This window comes from Candidatus Pseudomonas phytovorans (assembly GCA_029202525.1).
Classification (GTDB): domain Bacteria; phylum Pseudomonadota; class Gammaproteobacteria; order Pseudomonadales; family Pseudomonadaceae; genus Aquipseudomonas; species Aquipseudomonas phytovorans.
The window spans coordinates 1015225-1037303 of the sequence record CP119325.1 but is presented as its reverse complement, the minus strand read 5'-3'; the positions used below and the strand labels follow the sequence as shown (position 1 = coordinate 1037303).

At 63.2% G+C, this 22079-nt stretch carries 19 protein-coding genes; 9 read left to right on the top strand and 10 right to left on the bottom strand.

Translation table 11 applies throughout. The features are described from left to right. The first annotated feature begins 80 nt into the window (after positions 1-80). From mdtD to P0Y58_04510, 5 genes are all read left to right on the top strand, one after another. Complete coding sequence (gene mdtD / locus P0Y58_04530) at positions 81-1508, top strand: multidrug transporter subunit MdtD (GenBank protein ID WEK31467.1); 1428 nt, start codon at positions 81-83, stop codon at positions 1506-1508. 112 nt (positions 1509-1620) lie between these two features. After that, positions 1621-2958, top strand: a complete 1338-nt coding sequence (dbpA, locus tag P0Y58_04525) for an ATP-dependent RNA helicase DbpA (protein WEK33276.1) — start codon at positions 1621-1623, stop codon at positions 2956-2958. A 151-nt stretch (positions 2959-3109) separates the two neighbouring features. Continuing rightward, positions 3110-4291: an NAD(P)/FAD-dependent oxidoreductase gene (locus tag P0Y58_04520; protein ID WEK31466.1), complete on the top strand. Its 1182-nt coding sequence runs from the start codon at positions 3110-3112 to the stop codon at positions 4289-4291. A 210-nt stretch (positions 4292-4501) separates the two neighbouring features. Next, on the top strand, positions 4502-6685 hold the full coding sequence (gene yccS, locus P0Y58_04515; protein WEK31465.1) for a YccS family putative transporter: 2184 nt from the start codon (positions 4502-4504) through the stop codon (positions 6683-6685). Between the two features lie 71 nt (positions 6686-6756). Then, positions 6757-7209: a GNAT family N-acetyltransferase gene (locus tag P0Y58_04510; protein ID WEK31464.1), complete on the top strand. Its 453-nt coding sequence runs from the start codon at positions 6757-6759 to the stop codon at positions 7207-7209. 126 nt (positions 7210-7335) lie between these two features. Here P0Y58_04510 and P0Y58_04505 read toward each other — a convergent pair whose 3' ends face one another. From P0Y58_04505 to tkt, 9 genes are all read right to left on the bottom strand, one after another. After that, positions 7336-7632, bottom strand: a complete 297-nt coding sequence (locus P0Y58_04505; protein ID WEK31463.1) for a winged helix-turn-helix domain-containing protein — start codon at positions 7630-7632, stop codon at positions 7336-7338. Positions 7633-7644: 12 nt separating this feature from the next. Further along, positions 7645-8145 carry a M48 family metallopeptidase gene (locus P0Y58_04500; GenBank protein WEK31462.1) on the bottom strand — a complete coding sequence of 167 codons (501 nt, stop codon included), beginning with the start codon at positions 8143-8145 and terminating at the stop codon, positions 7645-7647. A gap of 39 nt (positions 8146-8184) precedes the next feature. Beyond that, a complete protein-coding gene (locus P0Y58_04495) occupies positions 8185-10311 on the bottom strand; it encodes an EAL domain-containing protein (protein ID WEK31461.1) in 2127 nt (708 codons plus the stop codon). Positions 10312-10529: 218 nt separating this feature from the next. Continuing rightward, entirely contained in the window at positions 10530-11594 is a 1065-nt protein-coding gene (fba, locus tag P0Y58_04490; GenBank protein WEK31460.1) for a fructose-bisphosphate aldolase class II, read from the bottom strand. Positions 11595-11694: 100 nt separating this feature from the next. Continuing rightward, positions 11695-12024 (bottom strand): MliC family protein, encoded by a 330-nt coding sequence (locus P0Y58_04485; protein WEK31459.1) that lies wholly within the window; start codon positions 12022-12024, stop codon positions 11695-11697. Positions 12025-12087: 63 nt separating this feature from the next. Beyond that, the gene (locus P0Y58_04480; protein ID WEK31458.1) at positions 12088-12339 is read right to left on the bottom strand and encodes a hypothetical protein; all 252 of its coding nucleotides are present in this window, start codon (positions 12337-12339) and stop codon (positions 12088-12090) included. Further along, a complete protein-coding gene (locus P0Y58_04475; GenBank protein WEK31457.1) occupies positions 12339-13502 on the bottom strand; it encodes a phosphoglycerate kinase in 1164 nt (387 codons plus the stop codon). Before P0Y58_04475 ends, P0Y58_04480 begins: the two co-directional genes overlap by 1 nt. Positions 13503-13514: 12 nt before the next feature. Then, the gene (epd, locus tag P0Y58_04470) at positions 13515-14576 is read right to left on the bottom strand and encodes an erythrose-4-phosphate dehydrogenase (protein WEK31456.1); all 1062 of its coding nucleotides are present in this window, start codon (positions 14574-14576) and stop codon (positions 13515-13517) included. Positions 14577-14765: 189 nt separating this feature from the next. Next, on the bottom strand, positions 14766-16763 hold the full coding sequence (gene tkt, locus P0Y58_04465) for a transketolase (protein WEK31455.1): 1998 nt from the start codon (positions 16761-16763) through the stop codon (positions 14766-14768). A 227-nt stretch (positions 16764-16990) separates the two neighbouring features. Between tkt and P0Y58_04460 the strand changes: the two genes are divergently transcribed. The 4 genes from P0Y58_04460 (at position 16991) to P0Y58_04445 (ending at position 21552) form a co-directional block, all read left to right on the top strand. Next, positions 16991-17983, top strand: coding sequence for a metalloregulator ArsR/SmtB family transcription factor (locus P0Y58_04460; protein ID WEK31454.1), 993 nt, complete (start codon positions 16991-16993; stop codon positions 17981-17983). An 18-nt stretch (positions 17984-18001) separates the two neighbouring features. Further along, positions 18002-19192: a methionine adenosyltransferase gene (gene metK / locus P0Y58_04455; protein WEK31453.1), complete on the top strand. Its 1191-nt coding sequence runs from the start codon at positions 18002-18004 to the stop codon at positions 19190-19192. A gap of 144 nt (positions 19193-19336) precedes the next feature. Continuing rightward, a complete protein-coding gene (ligB, locus tag P0Y58_04450; protein WEK31452.1) occupies positions 19337-21025 on the top strand; it encodes an NAD-dependent DNA ligase LigB in 1689 nt (562 codons plus the stop codon). 134 nt (positions 21026-21159) lie between these two features. Next, positions 21160-21552, top strand: coding sequence for a DUF1090 domain-containing protein (locus tag P0Y58_04445; GenBank protein ID WEK31451.1), 393 nt, complete (start codon positions 21160-21162; stop codon positions 21550-21552). Positions 21553-21578: 26 nt separating this feature from the next. On the opposite strand, the gene P0Y58_04440 is transcribed toward P0Y58_04445, so the two are convergent. After that, positions 21579-22025 (bottom strand): cytochrome c, encoded by a 447-nt coding sequence (locus tag P0Y58_04440; GenBank protein ID WEK31450.1) that lies wholly within the window; start codon positions 22023-22025, stop codon positions 21579-21581. Between the last annotated feature and the right edge of the window lie 54 nt (positions 22026-22079).

Here is a 22079-nt window from a genome sequence, read left to right as displayed (position 1 = left end):
CCACTGCCCTCAAATGTGGTGATTTCCCTGTGGGAGCGGGTTTACCCGCGAAGGGGCCGGCACTGACAAACGAGGAAGTCATGCCCGAACGCACCCCGCTGGACCCCGTCACCGCCCGCTGGATCCCTTGGGTGGTGGCCATCGCTTTCTTCATGCAGTCCCTGGACGGCACCATCCTCAACACCGCGCTGCCGGCCATGGCCCGCTCGCTGGCCGAAGACCCGCTGCGCATGCAGGGCGTGATCATCGCCTACATGCTCACCGTGGCCCTGCTGATCCCCGCCTCGGGCTGGATCGCCGACCGCTTCGGCACCAAACGCATCTTTTTCAGCGCCATCCTGCTGTTCAGTTTCGGCTCGCTGCTGTGCGCAGCCGCCAACAGCCTTGGCTTTTTGATCTTCGCCCGCGTGGTGCAGGGCCTGGGCGGTGCGTTGATGCTGCCGGTCGGGCGGCTGGTGGTGCTGCGCGCCTACCCGCGCAGCGAGCTTGTGCGGATCATGAGCTTCATCACCATTCCCGGCCTGCTCGGGCCGCTACTAGGCCCAACCGTCGGCGGCTGGCTGGTGGAAATCCTCAGCTGGCACTGGATCTTCCTGCTCAACCTGCCGGTCGGCCTGATCGGCTGCTATGCCGTGTGGAAGTTCATCCCTGACCTGCGTGGTGCCGAGCGCACCCGTTTCGACACCCCGGGTTTCCTGCTGTTTGGCGCGGCGATGGTGCTTATTACCATTGCCATGGAAGGCTTGGGCGAGCTGCACCTGCCGCATTTGCGGGTGATGCTGCTGCTGTTCGCCGGCATGGCTTGCCTGGCTGCTTACTGGCTGCGTGCCGGGCGTGATCCCGAGCCGCTGTTCTCGCCCAACCTGTTCCGCACGCGCACCTTCGCCATCGGTATTCTTGGTAACCTGTTTTCGCGCCTGGGCAGCGGCGCGCTACCGTTTCTGGTGCCGCTGTTGCTGCAGATTGCGCTGGGCTATTCGCCGTCCCAGGCGGGCATGAGCATGATCCCACTTGCGGCGGCGGCGATGATCGCCAAATCCGTAGCCAGGCCGCTGATCGAGCGCTTCGGCTACCGCATCATCCTTACCGGCAACACGCTGCTGCTGGGCCTGTTGCTGGCCAGCCTCGGCCTGGTCGACGAGCAGACTCCGTATGCGGTGCTGCTGATCCAGCTGGGCCTGTTGGGCGCTGTCAACTCAATGCAGTTCACGGCCATGAACACGGTAACCCTGATCGACCTTGACGACGCCAGCGCCAGCAGCGGCAACAGTTTGCTGTCGGTCGTTGCACAACTGTCGCTGAGTCTCGGCGTGGCCTGTGCCGGCGCGCTGCTCGGTGGCTTCACCGCAGCGGGCAGCGCCGACGGCGTGGAGACTACTCTGGGGGCATTCCAGCTGACGTTCGTCACCATCGGCGTGATGGCCATGTTGGCGGCGGCAATCTTCCTGCAACTGGCGCCGACGGACGGAAGGCGTGCCCGTCGTCCGGAAGAACACATGGAGTCGTAGGGCGAATGGCCACGAGGCTGGTAGACTGGTCGGCATTTTTCGCTTCGCACCGCAGGCCCGCCTCGTGACCACCGAAACCACCGCCTTTGCCACCTTGCCGCTGTCCACCGCCATGCTGGCGAACCTGGACGCCCTCGGCTATGCCTCGATGACGCCGATCCAGGCCCAGAGCCTGCCGGTCATTCTCAAGGGCATGGACCTGATCGCCCAAGCCAAGACCGGCAGCGGCAAGACCGCCGCCTTCGGCATCGGCCTGCTGAACCCGATCAACCCGCGCTACTTCGGCTGCCAGGCACTGGTACTGTGCCCCACCCGCGAGCTCGCCGACCAGGTGGCCAAGGAACTGCGCCGCCTGGCCCGCGCTGAGGACAACATCAAGATCCTCACCCTGTGCGGTGGCGTTTCGCTGGGCCCGCAGATCGCTTCGCTGGAACACGGTGCGCACATCATCGTCGGCACCCCGGGGCGCATCCAGCAGCACCTGGACAAAGGCACGCTGGTGCTTGATGGCCTGAACACCCTGGTGCTGGACGAAGCCGACCGCATGCTCGACATGGGCTTTTTCGATGCCATCGCCAGTATCATCGGCAAGACCCCGTCGCGCCGCCAGACCCTGCTGTTCTCGGCCACCTACCCGGCCGGCATCAAGCAACTGGCCGCCGACTTCATGCGTAACCCGCAGCAGGTCAAGGTCGAGAGCTTGCACGCCGACAGCCAGATCGAGCAAAGCTTCATCGAGATCGACCCGCAGCACCGCCTGGAGGCTGTCACTCGCGTGCTCGGCCACTACCGCCCGCAGTCCTGCGTGGCGTTCTGCTTCACCAAACAGCAATGCGAGGACGTGGTTGCCCACCTGACCGCCAAGGGCATCGTGGCCCAAGCCCTGCACGGTGACCTGGAGCAGCGTGACCGCGACCAGGTGCTGACCATGTTCGCCAACCGCAGCAGCTCGGTGCTGGTGGCCACCGACGTGGCCGCGCGCGGCCTGGATATCGATGGCCTGGACATGGTCCTCAACGTGGAGCTGGCGCGTGATGCGGAAATTCACGTGCACCGCGTAGGCCGTACGGGCCGTGCCGGTGAGAAAGGGGTTGCGGTAAGCCTGGTGGCACCTGCCGAAGGCCACCGTGCCCAGGCCATAGAACAGCTGCAGAAATACCCGCTGCGCTGGGACTCGCTGGACAGCCTGAAGAACAAAGGTGGCGAGCCGCTGCTGCCGGTGATGAGCACCCTGTGCATCGCTGCCGGACGCAAGGACAAGCTGCGCCCAGGCGACATTCTTGGGGCGCTGACCGGTGATGCCGGCATCCCGGGCAAGCAGGTGGGCAAGATTGCCATCTTCGACTTCCAGGCGTTCGTGGCCGTGGAGCGGGCATTGGCCAAGCAGGCCATGCAGCGGCTGAACAGCGGCAAGATCAAGGGCCGCGTCCTGAAAGTCCGCATCGTCTGACCTATTTTGGGGCCGCTATGCGGCCCATTCGCGGGGCAAGCCCGCTCCCACAGGTACTTCGCCGATCTCAAGGATTGTGGAGATCCTGTGGGAGCGGGCTTGCCCCGCGAATGGGCTGCAAAGCAGCCCCGGCAATTTATGAGGTAACACCGTGCACTCCACCGACGTGATCATCCTCGGCGCCGGCGCCGCCGGCCTGATGTGCGCCCAGCTCAGCGCCCGCCGTGGCCGCCGCGTTCTGCTGCTCGACCACGCCAACAAGCCAGGCAAGAAGATCCTCATGTCCGGCGGCGGGCGCTGCAACTTCACCAACATGTACACCGAGCCCGCCAACTTCCTGTCGCAGAACGCGCACTTCTGCAAGTCGGCGCTGGCCCGCTATACCCAGTGGGACTTCATCGAACTGGTGAGCAAACACGGCGTGGCCTACCACGAGAAGAAGCTTGGCCAGCTGTTCTGCGACAACAAGGCCAGCGACATCCTCGACATGCTGCTGGCCGAATGCGACCAGGCCGGCGCCGAGATCCGCATGCACACCAGCATCGAACAGATCGAAAAGACCGAAACCGGCTACCTGCTGCAAACCAGCGGCGGCCAGTTTGCCTGCCAGTCGCTGGTGATCGCCACCGGTGGCCTGTCGATCCCGACCCTGGGCGCCACCGGCTTCGGCTACCAGGTGGCGCGCCAGTTCGGCCACACCCTGCTGCCGACCCGCGCCGGGCTGGTGCCGTTCACCATCACCGAGCCCCAACTGAAGGCACTGTGCACCGAGCTGTCCGGTACCTCGCTGGACTGCACCGCCAGTTGCAACGGCACCAGCTTCCGCGAAAACCTGCTGTTCACCCACCGCGGCCTGAGCGGCCCGGCGATCCTGCAGATATCGTCTTTCTGGGAAGCCGGTGACACGGTCGAGATCAATCTGCTGCCGGACCGCGATGCGCTGACCTGGCTGCAACAGATGCAGGCCGAACGCGCCAACGCCGAACTGAAGACCGTGCTGGGCGAGGTATTCACCCGCAAGCTGGCCAACTTGCTGGCCGAGCAATGGTTCGAGTCCAGGCCCATGAAGCAGTACACCCCGGCAGAACTCGCCGAGATCGCCGAAAAACTGGCGAACTGGCAGGTGGTGCCGGCAGGCACCGAAGGCTACCGCACAGCCGAAGTGACCCTGGGTGGCGTGGATACCCGCGAAGTGTCGTCCAAGACCATGGAATCGCTGAAAAGCCCCGGGCTTTACTTCATCGGAGAAGTGCTCGACGTCACCGGCCACCTGGGCGGCTTCAACTTCCAGTGGGCCTGGGCATCAGCCAACGCCGCAGCGCAGTTCGTGTAGAGTAGAATCCATTCAGCAGCACGGAACGCTTCTTGCTGGCCGTGCTTGGCACCGGAATTTGGGCCGCTTCGCGCCCCTTCGCGGGCACGCCCGCTCCCACAGGGTTCTGTGTAGGACCTGTGGGAGCGGGCGTGCCCGCGAAGGGGCGCGAAGCGGCCCCAGTAAACGGTTCTGAAAGGTATTCCTCTGATCACTGCCTAGCAGGCCATCATGTCATCGAGCTCGTTCCGTCAGTCACTGCGTCGCCTGTGGGGCCAAGACAAGTTCAGCTACAGCATCCGGGTCACCATTGCCCTCACCGGCAGCCTGGCCCTGTGCTGGTACCAGAACGAGATGGCCCTGCTGATTCCGCTGTTTCTCGGCATCATCGCCAGCGCCCTGGCCGAAACCGACGACAGCTGGCAAGGCCGCCTCAGCGCCCTGGCCGTTACCTTGGTGTGTTTCGCCATCGCTGCACTGGCGGTCGAGTTGTTGTTCCCCTACCCCTGGATCTTCGCCGTCGCCCTGGCCCTGGCGGCGTTCGGCCTGACCATGCTCGGCGCCCTGGGCGAGCGTTACGGTGCAATTGCTTCGGCCACACTGATCACAGCGGTTTACACCATGATCGCTGTGGACCAGCGCGGTGGCCAGGTGACGGACTTCTGGCACGAGCCGCTGCTGCTGGTGGCGGGCGCCGCCTGGTACGGACTGCTTTCGGTACTTTGGCAGGCACTGTTTTCCAACCAGCCGGTGCAGCAGAGCCTGGCCAAGCTGTTCTTCGAGCTGGGCAGCTACCTCAAACTCAAGGCCAGCCTGTTCGAGCCTATCCGCACCCTCGACGTCGAAGCCCGCCGGCTGGAGCTGGCCCAGCAGAACGGCAAGGTGGTAGCAGCGCTCAACGCAGCCAAAGAGATCATCCTGCACCGGGTGGGCAACAGCCAGCCGAACTCGAAGGTCAGTCGCTACCTCAAACTGTACTTCCTGGCCCAGGACATTCACGAGCGGGTCAGTGCCTCGCACTACCCCTACAACGGCCTGACCGAGGCGTTTTTCCACAGCGACGTCATGTTCCGCTGCCAGCGCCTGCTGCGTAAACAAGGCTCGTCCTGCCAGGAGCTTGCCCGCTCGATACGCTTGCGCCAGCCGTTCGTGCTGGCCAGCGGTTATCCAGAAGCCCTCGAAGACCTCAACGCTTCGCTGGAGCACCTGCGCATCCAGAGCAACCCGGCCTGGCGCAGCCTGTTGCGCTCGCTGCGGGCACTGGCCGCCAACCTGGCGACACTGGACCGCCTGCTCAGCGCCGCCAGCAACCCGGACAGCCTGGCCGATGCCAGTGACAGCAGTCTGCTCGACCGCTCGCCACGCTCGCTGAAAGACGTGTGGAAGCGCCTGCGCACCCAGCTCACGCCGACTTCGCTGTTGTTCCGCCATGCCCTGCGCCTGCCGCTGGCGCTGTCTATAGGCTACGGCATGGTGCACCTGATCCACCCGACCCAGGGGTACTGGATCATCCTCACCACGCTGTTCGTGTGCCAGCCCAACTACGGTGCAACCCGGCGCAAGCTGGTGCAGCGAATCTTAGGCACCGCGGTCGGCCTGACAGTGGGCTGGGCCTTGTTCGACCTGTTCCCCAATCCGGTCATCCAGTCGCTGTTCGCCGTGGTCGCCGGGGTGGTGTTCTTCGTCAACCGCACCACCCGCTACGCCTTGGCCACGGCCGCGATCACCCTGATGGTGCTGTTCTGCTTCAACCAGATCGGCGATGGCTATGGCCTGTTCCTGCCGCGCCTGTTCGATACCCTGGTGGGCAGTTTGATCGCCATCTTGGCGGTGTTCTTGTTCCTGCCTGACTGGCAAGGGCGACGCTTGAACAAAGCGCTGGCCAATACCTTGGCCTGCGCCAGCGTGTACCTGCGCCAGATCATGCAGCAGTACGCCCACGGCAAGCGCGACGACCTGGCCTACCGCCTGGCCCGGCGCAATGCCCATAACGCAGACGCGGCGCTGTCCACTACCTTGGCCAACATGCTGATGGAGCCTGGGCATTTCCGTAAGGAGGCCGACGTGGGCTTTCGCTTCCTGGTGCTGTCGCACACCTTGCTCAGCTACCTCTCGGGGCTGGGCGCGCACCGCGACACGGCGTTGCCTGCAGAGGTGCAGGAGCAGTTGATCGAAGGCGCCGGGCAAAGCCTGGCCAGCAGCCTGGACGAGATTGCCAACGGCCTGGCCGCACGGCTACCAGTGGCGATTCACAGCGATGCCGAAGAAGCGCTGGCCAATGCCCTGGAGCAGATGCCGGAAGAGCTGGATGAGCACCAGCGGCTGGTGCAGACGCAGCTGGCGTTGATCTGCCGGCAGCTGGGGCCGTTGCGGACCTTGGCAGCACACCTGATCAAGGAGAGTACTCCGGCCTAGGTTGCTCCGTCGCTTTGGCCACAGGCCCGCATCATGCGAAGATCGACAGCCCAACCAAGGAGTTCGCGCCAATGTCCATCGACTGGCTCTGCAAGCATCACACCGACCTGGGCAAGGATCAGCTCTACGCCATTCTGCAATTGCGTACAGAAGTGTTCGTGGTCGAGCAGTGCTGCGCCTACCAGGAAGTCGATGGCCAGGACCTGAGCGGCGATACCCTGCACCTTATGGCCTGGCAGGAAGACAAGCTGGTGGCTTACTTGCGTTTGCTCGACCCACAGTCACAGGGCGGGGATGTGGTGATCGGGCGAGTAGTGACCTCACCTGAAGCGCGCGGGCTGAAGCTTGGGCATACCTTGCTGCTGAAGGGGCTGGAAGCGGCTGAGCATTGCTGGCCGGGGGTGCCTGTTTACCTGTCGGCGCAGGCACATTTGCAGGAGTTTTATGCCGGGCATGGGTTTGTGGCTGTGGGTGAGCAATATCTTGAGGATGACATTCCACATATCGGCATGCGCAAGGGCTGAAATTTCCGCGATCCCTGTGGGAGCGGGCCTGCCCCGCGAAGCAGACGACGCGGTGCATGGCACCGGCTTTGCCGGTGTTCGCGGGACAAGCCCGCTCCCACAGGCCGCAGAGCGCCCCCCAGGTTTTCAGGGATAGCCCAGCACTTCGCGAATCTGGCGCAGATGGCGGATGATCCACTGCTTGTCGATCGCCCCCCAGTCATGAATGCGGTAATGCCCGGCATGGTTGCGCGCGCCTTCCTGCTGTTCGAACTCGCAGACGATGTCCAGGTCGGCCAGCGCGGCGATGGTGTCCTGGGCCGTACGCCGAGGCATGCCGGTGGCCTCCATCAGGGCGGGCACGCTGGTCGCGGTCTGGCTATCGATCAGCCAGGCCACGTACAGCCGGCGGTAGAAGCTGCTCTTGGTCTTGCTCACTTCCATGCTGCGTGGTCCTTAACAGTTGCCCGGCAGCTCCCGATAGGTCAGGTAGACGCGCAGGTCAAATTCCAGTTGGTGGTAGGCCGGCTCCATGTGCTGGCAGAGCTGGTAGAACGCCTTGTTGTGATCGCGCTCGCGCAGGTGCGCCAGTTCGTGCACCACGATCATGCGCAAGAACTGCGGTGCAGCTTCCTTGAACAGCGAGGCAATGCGGATTTCCTTCTTCGCCTTGAGCTTGCCACCCTGCACCCGCGACACCGCCGTGTTCAGGCCCAGGGCCCGATGGGTCAGGTCGAGACGGTTGTCGAACAGCACCTTGTCCAGGTTCGGCGCGCTGCGCAGGTATTGCTGGCGCAAGTCCTGGGCATAGCCGTACAGCGCCTTGTCGCTTTGCACGTCATGGCGGTCAGGGTAGCGGCGCTGCAGGTACTCGCCCAGGCGGTCGCTGTCGATCATTTGCCGCACCTGCTCTTGCAGGTGCGGGGGGTAGGCTTGCAGGTAACGTAATACGGTCATGACGCTGCATTCGGCGTAACGAGTGCCGATTCTAGCCAATCAAGGCCCAGGCCAGGAGAAAATCGCCGGGAAGCCGCTGGCATCCGCCGCGGTCATCGGGTACGCCACCAGGAAGCCCTGCACATATTCGCAACCATTGGCCTTGAGCCACGCCGCCTGGGCCGGGGTTTCGACACCCTCGGCGATCACCGTGATGCGGTAGTCGGCGCACAGGCTGATGACACTGCGCACCAAGGCGGCATCCACCGCTGAATCGGGCAGGCGCGCCACCAGGTGGCGGTCGAGCTTCAACGTGTCGATCGGCAAGTCACGCAGCATGCGCAACGAACAGTCGCCTGCGCCAAAATCGTCCAGGGCCACCCGTACCCCCAACTCACGCAAGCGGTGTATCTGTTTGACGGCCGCATCGATGTTGTACATCAGCGAGGTTTCCGCGACTTCCACCTCCAGCTGCGTAGGGTCCAGCTGGTAAAGCTGGATCACCCGCTGCAACTCTTCGACCAGGCCGGGCATGACGAACTGCGCGCGGCTCAGGCTGATGCCGAGCACAAGGTCGGCGGGGAAGCGGTCGTACCAGGCTTGGCGCTGTGCAGCCCCCTGCCGATAGATCCAGCTGGCCAGGCGGTTGATCAGCCGCGCTTCTTCCAGCAACGGAATAAACAGCCCCGGTGGTACGTCGCCGACGCTGGGATGCTGCCAGCGCAACAAGGCCTCGAAGCCACGCAGACGGCCATCAATGAATGACACCTGAGGCTGGTACACAAGGGTGAAGTCCTGCTGCTCGATGGCCGCGCGCACGCTGTCTTCAAGCATCAGCCGCGAGCGCGCTCGGCCGTTGAGCTCCTGATCGTAGAAACGATACTGCTGGCGCCCGGCTTGCTTGGCGGCGTACATCGCCGCATCGGCGGCGCGCAGCAGGCCTTCGACGTTGGCCCCGCAGTCCGGGTAGGTAGCGATGCCGATGCTGACCCCAAGGCACACATCCAGCCCCTCGATCTGGTGAGTGATCGAAATACGCTCAAGCAACTTTTCGGCATAGCGCCCTGCCTGTTCGGGATAAGGCAGGCTGTCGAACAGCGCTGTGAATTCATCGCCCCCCATTCGTGCCAGCAAGGCCTCGCTGCCGAGGCAATCCTTCAGTTGCTCGCCCACCCAGCGCAGCACGCGGTCGCCGGTGTCGTGGCCCAACGAGTCGTTGATGCGCTTGAAGCCATCCAGGTCCATGTACATCAATGCCTGGGCCTTGTCCGAGCGCTCGTTGCGCAGCAGCGCACCTTCAGCAGCCTGGTAGAAACCACGGCGGTTGAGCAACCCGGTGAGCGGGTCGGTCACGGCCTGATACTCCAGCTGCTGGTGCAGGTTGCGCACCACCGACATGTCCAGCACGGTGACCACCATCGCCTGCTGGTCAGCCGGCAACGGTGCGCAGGACAACGCTACCGGCACCAGTTCGCCACCGAGGGTACGCAACTGGGCATCATGCACGCGAAAGATACGCCGCCCCAGGTAAGCCTGGTAGAAGTCCGAATCAGCCCAGAGGCTGGCACTGGCCAGTTGCACCAGGTCGAGCAGGTGCACGCCCTGCAACTGCTGCACCGGGGCCGACAGCAAGCGCGAAATGGCCGGGTTGGCGAAACTGATGATGCCCTCGGCATCCACCACCAGGATGCCCTCGGCAGCGTTCTCCAGGATCGACGCATTGAACGCCCTGGCCGCCTCCAGCTCGCGCGTGAGCCGCTGCAGCATGCGCCGGTTGCGCTGCTGGTCGAGCAAGGCCTGGACCTTGGGTTTGAGAATTTGCGGGTCGAACGGTTTGAACATGTAGTCCACAGCGCCACTGGCATAGCCTTTGAGCACGGCGGCTTCGGACTGTTCGTTGGCGGTGAGGAATATGATCGGTGTCAGCCGGGTGCGCTGACTACCACGCATCAGCCGGGCGACTTCGAATCCATCCATCTCCGGCATTTGTACATCCAGCAAGACCAGGTCGACATCGTGTTCGAGCAACGCACTCAAGGCTTCCGTCCCCGAGCTTGCCGTCAACACTTGCCAATCCTGCCGGGCCAGCAAAGCCCGCATGCTGATGAGGTTCTCGGGGTAATCGTCTACCACCAGAAGAACCGAGCTGCCATCCAGTGGCTGAGGTTGAGGGTGAGCGCCATCCATGCTGCTTCTCTATTTATGTGACCGACTTCAAAATAAATCTGGATCCATTAATACTCTAGACCTGAGCTGGCAACACGCAATGCAATCAGAACGCTATCAGTGACTCACCTGTACGGTAGCCGACTAACGGTCGGTCTGCCGAAAAAATGCCCACGTTTGTATGACCCATAAATGAAAAAACCCGCATTTCTGCGGGCTTCTTCATTATTGCCAGTAGATCAGTTGACCTTGGCGGCCAGCTCACCTTTCAGGTAGCGCTGGTACATGCCTTCGAGGGAGACCGGTTTGATCTTCGAGGCATTGCCGGCGGTGCCGAAGGCTTCGTAACGGGCGATACATACGTCACGCATGGCCTTGACGGTTTCACCGAAGAACTTGCGCGGGTCGAACTCGCTCGGGTTTTGCGCCATCAGGCGGCGCATGGCACCGGTGGAGGCCAGGCGCAGGTCGGTGTCGATGTTGACCTTGCGCACGCCGTGCTTGATACCTTCGACGATCTCTTCGACCGGTACACCGTAGGTCTCTTTGATGTCGCCGCCGTACTGGTTGATGATCGCCAGCCACTCTTGCGGTACCGAGGAAGAACCGTGCATCACCAGGTGGGTGTTGGGGATGCGCTTGTGGATTTCCTTGATGCGGTCGATGGCCAGCACGTCACCGGTAGGTGGCTTGGTGAACTTGTAGGCACCGTGGCTGGTACCGATGGCGATCGCCAGGGCGTCAACCTGGGTCTTCTTGACGAAGTCCGCAGCTTCTTCCGGGTCGGTCAGCATCTGGCTGTGGTCCAGCACGCCTTCGGCGCCGATGCCGTCTTCTTCACCGGCCATGCCGGTTTCCAGCGAACCCAGGCAGCCCAGTTCGCCTTCCACCGAAACGCCGCAGGCGTGGGCCAGGGCAACGGTCTGCTGGGTAACGCGGACGTTGTACTCGTAATCGGTCGGGGTCTTGCCGTCTTCACCCAGCGAGCCGTCCATCATCACCGAGCTGAAGCCCAGCTGGATCGAGCGCTGGCAGACGTCAGGGCTGGTGCCGTGGTCCTGGTGCATGCACACCGGGATGTGCGGGAACTCTTCGATGGCAGCCAGGATCAGGTGACGCAGGAACGGGGCACCCGCGTATTTGCGGGCACCGGCCGAGGCCTGCACGATCACCGGGGAGTCGGTCTTGTCAGCCGCTTCCATGATGGCGCGCATCTGCTCAAGGTTGTTGACGTTGAAAGCTGGTACGCCGTAACCGAACTCGGCGGCGTGGTCCAGCATCTGGCGCATGCTAATGAGTGCCATTGTGTATCTCTCTCCCGACAAGCGTCGTTTGTTTCGTGCAAGCCTGCCGCAGGGGCGGTTGCTGTTCAAGTAGTGTGGGCCATTCACGCGGCCCGGCCAGTCACGGTGCCTTGCAGCCCCGCCCAATCAGATCGTTGGTTGCCACCCAGTACACCAGGCCTTCTTCGCCCTTGGTGTGGAAGGCCAGCATGCCATCGCTGTACAGCGCACCCGAAGCACCCGGCTCGGACTTGAGTCGGTAGACCTGGTCACCGCCGCCAAGGCGCACGTCGACCTGGTCGCGTTGTGCATCGGCGAAGCGCCACAGCACTTCGGCCTGGGTGTCGCAGACCCAGCGGGTCCAGTTGTCTGCCGGGGCGGGTTGCGCCGGCTGCAGCAGTGAGCATCCTGCCAGTGTCGCCAGGGCCGTTACGGCCAAAAGCGCTTTCATTACATATCCTCTAGATGACCACACAGCGGTCGCTTGGTTGCCTGACCCGACGAAACGCCGGCGTCACGGGCAACCCGGCGCCTTGCGCTGGTGGTCTTCGTCGTACTTTTCCAGGCCTTCCGGGCCCACGCGCTTGCTGATGACCGGCACGGTTTCGGCCTGCCACTCGGACTGGTAGCAACCACCCTTGGGCGGCTGCGCCGGGTCGCCATCCGAGGACGGGCTGCCGGAGCAGGCGCTCAGCAGGCCGGCCAGCATCATCACAGGCAATTGCTTGACCATCAGGCCACTCCCTTTGCCAAGCGCCGACGTCATCAGGCCTTGGCCCGCTCTTCCAGGATTGCCACCGCTGGCAGGACCTTGCCCTCGACGAACTCGAGGAAAGCACCGCCACCGGTAGAAATGTAGGAGATTTCCTTGCTGACGCCATATTTGTCGATGGCAGCCAGGGTGTCACCGCCACCGGCGATGGAGAATGCTGCGCTGTCGGCGATGGCCTTGGCCAGTACCTTGGTGCCGTTGCCGAACTGGTCGAACTCGAACACGCCTACCGGGCCATTCCACAGGATGGTCTTGGACGTCTTCAGCAACTCGGCGAAGTTGGCCGCGGTTTGCGGGCCGATGTCCAGAATCATGTCGTCAGCGGCAACGTCGGCGATGGCCTTGACCGTGGCTTCGGCAGTTTCGGCGAACTCCTTGGCAACCACCACGTCGACTGGCAGCGGGACGTTGACCTTGGCGGCGATGGCCTTGGCGGTCTCGACCAGGTCAGGCTCGTACAGCGACTTGCCCACCGGGTGGCCAGCAGCGGCCAGGAAGGTGTTGGCGATGCCACCGCCGACGATCAGCAGGTCACACACGGTGCTCAGGCTGTTCAGCACGTCCAGCTTGGTGGACACCTTGGAGCCGGCAACGATGGCCGCCATCGGTTTGGCCGGGGCCTTCAGGGCCTTGCCCAGAGCGTCCAGCTCGGCTGCCAGCAGCGGGCCGGCAGCAGCGACCTTGGCGAACTTGGCCACGCCATGGGTCGAACCTTCGGCGCGGTGTGCAGTACCGAAAGCGTCCATGACGAACACGTCGCACAGGGCAGCGTACTTCTGCGCCAGCTCGTCGGCGTTCTTTTTCTCGCCCTTGTTGAAGCGCACGTTCTCGAACAGCACCAGTTCACCGGCCTGTACTTCGACACCGTCAAGGTAGTCGGCAACCAGCGGCACATCGCGGCCCAGGGCCTTGCTCAGGTACTCGGCAACCGGCTTGAGGCTGTTCTCGGCCGAGAACTCGCCTTCGGTCGGGCGGCCCAGGTGCGAGCAGACCATTACCGCCGCGCCCTTCTCCAGGGCCAGCTTGATGGTCGGCAGCGCTGCCAGGATACGCGCGTCGCTGGCTACCACACCGTCCTTCACAGGCACGTTGAGGTCTTCGCGGATCAGTACGCGCTTACCTTGCAGGTCGAGGTCGGTCATCTTCAACACGGTCATGAATGCAGTCCTTCAGGGCTGTTTGTTGCGGGTTGGGTGAACGACGTGCAGAAAGTGTTCGGCAACGTCGAGCATACGGTTGGCAAAACCCCATTCGTTGTCGAACCAGGCCAGCAGGTTCACCAGGCGGGGGCCGGAAACGCGGGTCTGGCTGGCATCGACGATCGCCGAATGCGGGTCATGGTTGAAATCACAGCTGGCGTGGGGCAGCTCGGTGTAGGCCAGCAAGCCTTTCAGCGGGCCTTCCAGCGCGGCCTCGCGCAACACCCGGTTGACCTCGGCCGCACTGGTGTCGCGGGCGGTTTGCAGGGTGATGTCCAGGCACGAGACGTTGACGGTCGGTACACGTACCGCTTTGGCCTGGATTCGCCCGGCAAGTTCCGGCAGCAAGCGCTCGATACCACGTGCCAGGCCCGTGGACACCGGGATCACCGACTGGAAGGCCGAACGTGTGCGGCGCAGGTCTTCGTGGTGATAGGCGTCGATCACCGGCTGGTCGTTCATCGCCGAGTGGATGGTGGTGATCTGCACGTATTCGATGCCGAATGCCTGATCCAGCACACGCAGCAGCGGCACACCGCAGTTGGTGGTACACGATGCGTTGGACACCAGGCGCTCGCTGCCGGTCAGGCAGGCCTGGTTGATCCCGTAGACTACCGTGGCATCGACGTCAGCCTCGCTGGCCATGGGTTGCGAGAACAGCACACGTGGTGCGCCAGCATCGAGGAAGCGCTGGCCGTCGGCACGGGTGTTGTAGGCGCCGGTGCATTCCAGCACCAGGTCGATGTCCAGCGCCGCCCAGTCGATGCCTTCGGGGGTGGCACTGCGCATTACCTTCACGCAGTCGCCATTGATATGCAGACAGTCGCCGTCGACCTTCACCTCACCGGGGAAACGCCCGTGGGTGGAGTCGAAGCGTGTCAGGTACTCAAGGCTGGCCTGATCGGCCAGGTCGTTCAGCGCGACGATCTCGAAACCGGCCTTCGCCCCCCGCTCGAACAGCGCGCGCAGGACACAGCGGCCGATACGGCCATAACCGTTGAGTGCAACTTTGTAGGGACGATCTTGGGGCATCAGGGGCTCGCTAACGCATGATGGCTATTGGGGCCGCGTTGCGGCCCATCGCGACACAAGGCCGCTCCCACAGGTGCCGCGACAACATCGAGGTTGCGCGGTACCTGTGGGAGCGGCCTTGCATCGCGATGGAGGGCAAAGCCCTCCCCTTGCACGACCTGGAGGGCGTCACTGCCCTCCATTTTTACATCAGTCTTCCAGCAGCTCTTCGGCAGTACCCAGGATGTTCTCCAGGGTGAAACCAAACTCTTCGAACAGTGCCGGAGCTGGCGCCGACTCACCGTAGGTGGTCATGCCGATGATACGACCTTCCAGGCCGACGTACTTGTACCAGAAGTCGGCGTGGGCAGCTTCGATGGCGATGCGCGCGCCCACTTCCAGTGGCAGTACGGACTGCTTGTAGGCAGCGTCCTGAGCGTCGAACACGCTGGTGCTCGGCATCGACACGACACGCACCTTGCGGCCTTGCTCGGTCAGTTTGTCGAAGGCCTGAACGGCCAGGCCCACTTCGGAACCGGTGGCGATCAGGATCAGCTCAGGCTCGCCAGCACAGTCCTTCAGCACGTACCCGCCACGGGCGATGTCGGCGATCTGCGCATCGCTGCGCACCTGATGCTGCAGGTTCTGACGCGAGAAGATCAGCGCCGATGGGCCGTCCTTGCGCTCCAGGGCGTGCTTCCAGGACACGGCGGATTCCACGGCGTCGGCCGGGCGCCAGGTGTCCAGGTTCGGCGTGCAGCGCAGGCTGGCCAGCTGCTCGATCGGCTGGTGGGTCGGGCCGTCTTCGCCCAGGCCGATGGAGTCGTGGGTGTAGACGTGGATCACGCGCTGCTTCATCAGTGCAGACATGCGCACGGCGTTGCGGGCGTATTCCATGAACATCAGGAAGGTCGCGCCGTACGGCACCAGGCCACCGTGCAGGGCAACGCCGTTCATGATCGCGGTCATGCCGAACTCGCGCACGCCGTAGTACATGTAGTTGCCATTGGCATCTTCATGGCTGACGCCCTTGCAACCTTTCCACAGGGTCAGGTTGGAGCCGGCCAGGTCGGCCGAGCCGCCCAGCAGTTCCGGCAGCAGCGGGCCGAAGGCGTTCAGGGTGTTCTGGCTGGCCTTGCGGCTGGCAATGGTCTCGCCTTTGGCCGCGACTTCGGCAATGTAGGCAGCGGCTTTTTCCGCGAAGTCGGCTGGCAGCTCACCGTTCAGGCGGCGCTTGAGCTCGCTGGCCAGTTCCGGGAAGGCAGCGGCGTAGGCGTCGAAACGCTTGTTCCACTCGGCTTCGGCCTTGGCACCGGCTTGCTTGGCATCCCACTCGGCGTAGATGTCGGCCGGGACTTCGAACGGACCGTGGTTCCAGTTCAGTTCCTTGCGGGCCAGGGCGATTTCGTCGTTGCCCAGCGGAGCGCCGTGGCAGTCTTCCTTGCCCTGCTTGTTTGGCGAGCCGAAACCGATGATGGTCTTGCAGCAGATCAGGGTCGGGCGGTCGCTCTTGCGGGCAGTCTCGATGGCGGTACGGATTTCGTCGGCGTCGTGGCCATTGACGTTGCGGATCACCAGCCAGTTGTAGGACTCGAAACGCTTCGGCGTGTCGTCGGTGAACCAGCCTTCCACTTCACCGTCGATGGAAATGCCGTTGTCGTCATAGAAGGCAACCAGCTTGTTCAGGCCCAAGGTGCCGGCCAGCGAGGCGACTTCGTGGGAAATGCCTTCCATCATGCAGCCGTCGCCCAGGAACACGTAAGTGTTGTGGTCGACGACGTTGTGGCCTTCACGGTTGAACTGGGCGCCCAGCACTTTTTCGGCCAGGGCAAAGCCCACAGCGTTGGCCAGGCCTTGGCCCAACGGGCCGGTGGTGGTTTCGACACCCGGGGTGTAGCCGAACTCCGGGTGGCCCGGGGTGCGGCTGTGCAGCTGGCGGAACGATTTGAGGTCATCGATGGTGACGTCGTAGCCGGTCAGGTGCAGCAGCGAGTAGATCAGCATCGAGCCGTGGCCGTTGGACAGCACGAAGCGGTCACGGTCGGCGAAACTCGGGTTGCTCGGGTTGTGCTTCAGATAGTCGCGCCAAAGCACTTCGGCGATATCCGCCATGCCCATGGGGGCACCTGGATGGCCGCTGTTGGCCTTTTGCACGGCATCCATGCTGAGGGCACGAATGGCGTTGGCACGTTCACGACGGCTGGGCATCGCTGATCTCCTGGGGGTTTGAATAGATAGTGTTACGAAAAAAGGCGGCCATTTTCGCCCACTGGGGGGTTTGGGGCAATGACGTATGGTCGCAGTCAGGGGATTTTCCTGTAAATGGCATTCAATACCCTGCAAAACCGGGTTAAGCGTTCCGCCCATCACCCAATATCAAAACTTTTTGATATTGGCCTTGCTAGGGCATCGATGCCTGTCTAGACTGCCGCCCCATGAATCTCCGTGCGCAATCGATCCCCGAGCAACGCGAAACATTGGCTGCCCTGTGCAAGGCCAGTGGCGACGAGTTGCGCCTGAACGTATTGCGCGCACTGGCCAACGATTCGTTCGGCGTACTGGAGCTGGCGCAGATCTTCGACGTCGGGCAATCGGGCATGAGCCATCACCTGAAGGTGCTGGCCCAGGCCGAGCTGGTAGCCACCCGCCGCGAAGGCAACGCCATCTTCTATCGCCGCGCCCTGCCCGACAGCCTGCGCCTGGGTGGCCGGCTGCATGCGGCGCTGCTCGAAGAGGTCGATGACCTGACCCTGCCGCCAGACGTACAGGCGCGGATCGCCCAGGTACAGCAGCGCCGCGCGGCCACCAGCCAGGACTTTTTCCTGCGCGTGGAAGAGAAGTTTCGCGCCCAGCAAGACCTGATCGCCGGCCTGCCGCAGTACCGCGAAAGCCTGTTGGCGCTGCTCGACAAACTGCATTTCGACCCCGCCGCCAGTGTGCTGGAGGTCGGCCCTGGCGACGGTGGTTTCCTTCCCGACCTGGCCAGGCGCTTCGCCCAGGTGACTGCGCTGGACAACAGCCCGACCATGCTCGAACTGGCGCGCCAGGTGTGCCAGCGCGAAGGGCTCGACAACGTGAACCTGCAGTTGGCCGATGCACTGGATGCAACGGATGTGGCCGCCGACTGCGTTGTGCTGAACATGGTGCTGCACCATTTCAGCGATCCGGCCTTGGCCTTGCGCCAACTGGCCAAACGTGTGAAGGCAGGCGGCAGCCTGCTGGTCACCGAATTGTGCAGCCATGACCAGGGGTGGGCGCGCGAAGCCTGCGGCGACCTTTGGCTTGGCTTTGAACAGGACGACCTGGCCCGCTGGGCCAACGCTGCCGGGCTGGCCCACGGGGACAGCCTGTACGTAGGCTTGCGTAACGGTTTCCAGATCCAGGTCCGCCATTTCCAGCGGACGGCTGGCGACATACACCATCGGTAATTTTCAGGAACCTTCGAGATGAGCGAATACTCCCTTTTCACCTCCGAGTCCGTGTCCGAAGGGCATCCGGACAAGATCGCCGACCAGATTTCGGACGCCGTCCTTGATGCCATCATCGCCCAGGACAAATACGCCCGCGTAGCGTGCGAAACCCTGGTCAAGACCGGTGTCGCCATCATCGCCGGCGAAGTCACCACCTCGGCCTGGGTCGACCTGGAAGACCTGGTGCGCAAGGTCATCATCGACATCGGCTACAACAGCTCCGACGTCGGCTTCGACGGTGCCACCTGCGCCGTGATGAACATCATCGGCAAACAGTCGGTGGACATCGCCCAGGGCGTGGACCGTTCCAAGCCGGAAGATCAGGGCGCGGGTGACCAAGGCCTGATGTTCGGCTACGCCAGCAACGAAACCGAAGTACTGATGCCGGCCCCGATCTGCTTCTCGCACCGTCTGGTCGAGCGCCAGGCCGAAGCGCGAAAGTCCGGCCTGCTGCCGTGGCTGCGCCCGGATGCGAAATCGCAGGTCACCTGCCGTTACGAGAACGGCAAGGTGGTAGGCATCGACGCGATCGTCCTGTCGACCCAGCACAACCCGGAAGTTTCGCAGAAAGACCTGCAAGAAGCCGTGATGGAGCTGATCGTCAAGCACACCCTGCCTGCCGAACTGCTGCACAAAGGCACCCAGTACCACATCAACCCGACCGGCAACTTCATCATCGGTGGCCCGGTGGGTGACTGTGGCCTGACCGGCCGCAAGATCATCGTCGACTCCTACGGCGGCATGGCCCGCCACGGTGGTGGTGCGTTCTCCGGCAAGGACCCGTCCAAGGTCGACCGTTCCGCCGCCTATGCCGGCCGCTACGTAGCCAAGAACATCGTTGCTGCCGGCCTGGCCGAGCGCTGCGAGATCCAGGTGTCGTACGCCATTGGCGTGGCCCAGCCGACCTCCATCTCGATCAACACCTTCGGTACCGGCAAGATTTCCGACGACAAGATCATCCAGCTGGTGCGCGAGTGCTTCGACCTGCGTCCGTACGCCATCACCACCATGCTCGACCTGCTGCACCCGATGTATCAGGAAACTGCCGCCTACGGTCACTTCGGCCGTGAGCCACAGCAGAAGACTGTCGGCGACGACACCTTCACCACCTTCACCTGGGAACGCACCGACCGCGCCCAGTCGCTGCGTGACGCTGCCGGCCTGTAAGTTTCCTACAGCGCTGGACGAAAGCCCCTGCCGAGTGATCGGCAGGGGCTTTTTTGTGACATATCGGCTGACAATCGCGCAGCGGCAAGCGCCTGTGAACCCGCCTAGGCTGGGGTTCCCACCCGCCACGCAAGGATGCTGGCCATGCGTTACCCCCTGCTGTTCACGCTGCTGCTGTTGCTGCAGGCTCCATTGGCCTGGGCCGGACAGTGCCCCGGCTGGACGCCAGAGCAGGTCGATGGCGAAGTCGCACAACTGCGGGCCACGCTTGCCCGCTGGGATGACCAGTACCATCGCCTGGGCACCGCACTGGTGGCCGATGAACTCTACGACCAGAGCCGTCAGCGTCTGGGGCACCTTCAGCAGTGCTTTGGCCTCGCGGCCAGCCCGTCCCCTTTGGCCAACGCTGGCGGCCCGCTCACCCACCCGGTACCGCACACCGGTGTCGAAAAGCTGCGCGATCGCCAGGCGGCGCAGCAGTGGATGGCCGGCAAAACGGGAATATGGGTACAACCCAAGGTCGATGGCGTTGCTGTTTCCCTGATCTATCGACAAGGCCAACTGGTACAACTGATAAGCCGTGGAGACGGCGTGCAAGGCCACGACTGGAGCCGACACATCCCCCAGCTCGGCACCATAACCCGACGGTTGCCTCAGGCAATCGACCTTCAACTGCAGGGTGAGCTTTACCTGCGTCAGAATCAACATGTGCAAGCCCAGGCAGGCAGCGCCAACGCTCGCGGCACCGTGGCCGGGCTGCTCGCACGCAAGCAACTGACCGCCGGGCAAGGGAACACCATCGGCCTGTTCGTGTGGGGCTGGCCGCAGGGTCCCGGGCAACAAGCCGACCGCCTCGCACAACTGGCTCAACTGGGTTTCCCGGATAGCCAGCACTACAGCATTGCCATCGACACCCTGGAGGATGCTGCCCACTGGCGTGAGCATTGGTACCGCTCCCCCCTGCCCTTCGCCAGCGACGGCGTAATCCTGCGCCAAGGGGCCCGGCCACCCGCCGAGCGCTGGCAGGCCAGGGCGCCGTACTGGATCGCGGCCTGGAAATACCCCTTCGTGCAAGCCTTGGCTGAAGTTCGCGACGTGCGCTTTCGGGTCGGCCGCACTGGCCGGGTCACACCGGTGGTGCACTTGCTGCCGGTCACCCTCGATGACCGGCGGATCACTCAGGTAAGCCTGGGTTCGCTGGCGCGCTGGCACAGCCTCGACATCCGCCCCGGTGACCAAGTGGCCGTCAGCCTTGCCGGGCTGACCATCCCGCGCCTGGAGCAGGTGGTGCACCGCAGCGTCGAACGCCTGCCGGTCACCGCGCCGGCGCCCGAACAGCATCACGCTCACAGTTGCTGGCAGGCCAGCGCAGGCTGCGAAGAACAGTTCATTGCCCGCCTCACCTGGCTCAGTGGCAAACAGGGGCTGGCACTGCCGCGCACCGGGCCCGGCACCTGGCGCCGGCTGGTCGGCGCTGGCCTGGTAACGTCAATGACCGACTGGCTGCAGCTGGATGCCCAGCGCCTGAGCGAGGTAACAGGCATCAGCGAGACGACGGCCGTAGAGCTACGCCACAGTTTTGACGAAGGCCGCACACGGCCTTTCTCTCAATGGCTGAGAGCACTTGGCGCCCCTACGCCGAAAGGCTTGCAGGTGCCAGGCGACTGGCAGGACCTGGCAGCGCACACATCTGTCGAGTGGCAGGCTTTACCCGGTATCGGCGAAAAGCGGGCGCAACAACTGGCCCATTTTTTTGCTGCCCACGAGGTCAAGACCATTGCAACGCAGCTGGCCAATGCAGGCATTGATGGCTTTCAAAGCACTAAGCAATGATTTTTTACCAATTTACCTGTAAGGAAACCCCGAGTTTCAATCGGAAAACCCTGACAAGGGTTTCTAAATGGACAAAACCAAGGCAGGATTTCACCCTACTTTTTTGCTGCCCCGCCCCGTCCAGGAGGCTTTTCATGAAACGTATTTCGACCTTTTTGCTGCTTGCCACCCTTGGTTTTGCTACAGGCGCCGTGCAGGCTGCCCAGCCGGACGCCGGCCTGACCGGTTGCGCCGCCAAGCGCAGTGCCATCGAGAACCAGTTGAAAATTGCCCGTGACCACGGCAACAACGACCAGGTAGCAGGGCTGGAAGAAGCACTGCGCGGTGTGGACAACTGCACCGATGCGAGCCTGCGCAAAGAGCGTGAGCAAAAGGTGCTCGACGCACGTCACGAAGTGGCGCAACGGGAAAAAGACTTGAAAAAGGCCGAGAAAAAAGGCGATTCCGAGAAGATCAACAAGCGCAAGGACAAGCTGGCCGAGTCGCGCAAAGAACTGCAGGAAGCCGTGGACGATCTGGATCGCTAACGCATCCGTCCCGCTAGCGCGGTCATTCAATGATTACGAAACTCGGTATGGCACGCCTTGCACGCCGCTTCGACCTTGTCCATCGGCGCTCTCAACTGCGCAACGTCAAGCGGCTGGCTGCGGCTGGCATCTACCAGTTCGCCCGTGACGTTTTCCAGCTGCCGGGCCAGGTCATGAAAACGCGCCTGGCGCTCCCATACCTCTGCGCGCGCAGCGCTGTCACCGCCATCGCGTACCTGCGGAAAATGCTGCCAGGGCTGGTGCGAGAGGTTGTCCAGCTTCAGCGCACCGTCGGCAAACTTGACGCCGTCGAACGGCAACCGGCCACGCAGCATGCCGCCCAGGTCTTCGCTGCTCTTGAGCATGTCCTTGAAGATCACCTTGCGCTTGCCCAGCGGCGAGTTCGGGTCGACACGATCGCAACCACTCAAGGCCAGTACTGCCAGCAGAACAACGGTCAATCGCTTCAACATCACGCTCACTTCGGCATACGCAAATGGGCGGCCAGTATCGCTGCCCAAGGGCCA

Coding starts and splice junctions, on each gene's coding strand:
- P0Y58_04510 (WEK31464.1), top strand. CDS start 6,757: ATGTCCATCGACTGGCTCTGCAAGCATCACACCGACCTGGGCAAGGAT.
- mdtD (WEK31467.1), top strand. CDS start 81: ATGCCCGAACGCACCCCGCTGGACCCCGTCACCGCCCGCTGGATCCCT.
- dbpA (WEK33276.1), top strand. CDS start 1,621: ATGCTGGCGAACCTGGACGCCCTCGGCTATGCCTCGATGACGCCGATC.
- P0Y58_04505 (WEK31463.1), bottom strand. CDS start 7,632: ATGGAAGTGAGCAAGACCAAGAGCAGCTTCTACCGCCGGCTGTACGTG.
- P0Y58_04460 (WEK31454.1), top strand. CDS start 16,991: ATGAATCTCCGTGCGCAATCGATCCCCGAGCAACGCGAAACATTGGCT.
- tkt (WEK31455.1), bottom strand. CDS start 16,763: ATGCCCAGCCGTCGTGAACGTGCCAACGCCATTCGTGCCCTCAGCATG.
- fba (WEK31460.1), bottom strand. CDS start 11,594: ATGGCACTCATTAGCATGCGCCAGATGCTGGACCACGCCGCCGAGTTC.
- metK (WEK31453.1), top strand. CDS start 18,002: ATGAGCGAATACTCCCTTTTCACCTCCGAGTCCGTGTCCGAAGGGCAT.
- P0Y58_04475 (WEK31457.1), bottom strand. CDS start 13,502: ATGACCGTGTTGAAGATGACCGACCTCGACCTGCAAGGTAAGCGCGTA.
- epd (WEK31456.1), bottom strand. CDS start 14,576: ATGCCCCAAGATCGTCCCTACAAAGTTGCACTCAACGGTTATGGCCGT.
- yccS (WEK31465.1), top strand. CDS start 4,502: ATGTCATCGAGCTCGTTCCGTCAGTCACTGCGTCGCCTGTGGGGCCAA.
- P0Y58_04500 (WEK31462.1), bottom strand. CDS start 8,145: ATGACCGTATTACGTTACCTGCAAGCCTACCCCCCGCACCTGCAAGAG.
- ligB (WEK31452.1), top strand. CDS start 19,337: ATGCGTTACCCCCTGCTGTTCACGCTGCTGCTGTTGCTGCAGGCTCCA.
- P0Y58_04480 (WEK31458.1), bottom strand. CDS start 12,339: ATGACGTCGGCGCTTGGCAAAGGGAGTGGCCTGATGGTCAAGCAATTG.
- P0Y58_04495 (WEK31461.1), bottom strand. CDS start 10,311: ATGGATGGCGCTCACCCTCAACCTCAGCCACTGGATGGCAGCTCGGTT.
- P0Y58_04440 (WEK31450.1), bottom strand. CDS start 22,025: ATGTTGAAGCGATTGACCGTTGTTCTGCTGGCAGTACTGGCCTTGAGT.
- P0Y58_04445 (WEK31451.1), top strand. CDS start 21,160: ATGAAACGTATTTCGACCTTTTTGCTGCTTGCCACCCTTGGTTTTGCT.
- P0Y58_04485 (WEK31459.1), bottom strand. CDS start 12,024: ATGAAAGCGCTTTTGGCCGTAACGGCCCTGGCGACACTGGCAGGATGC.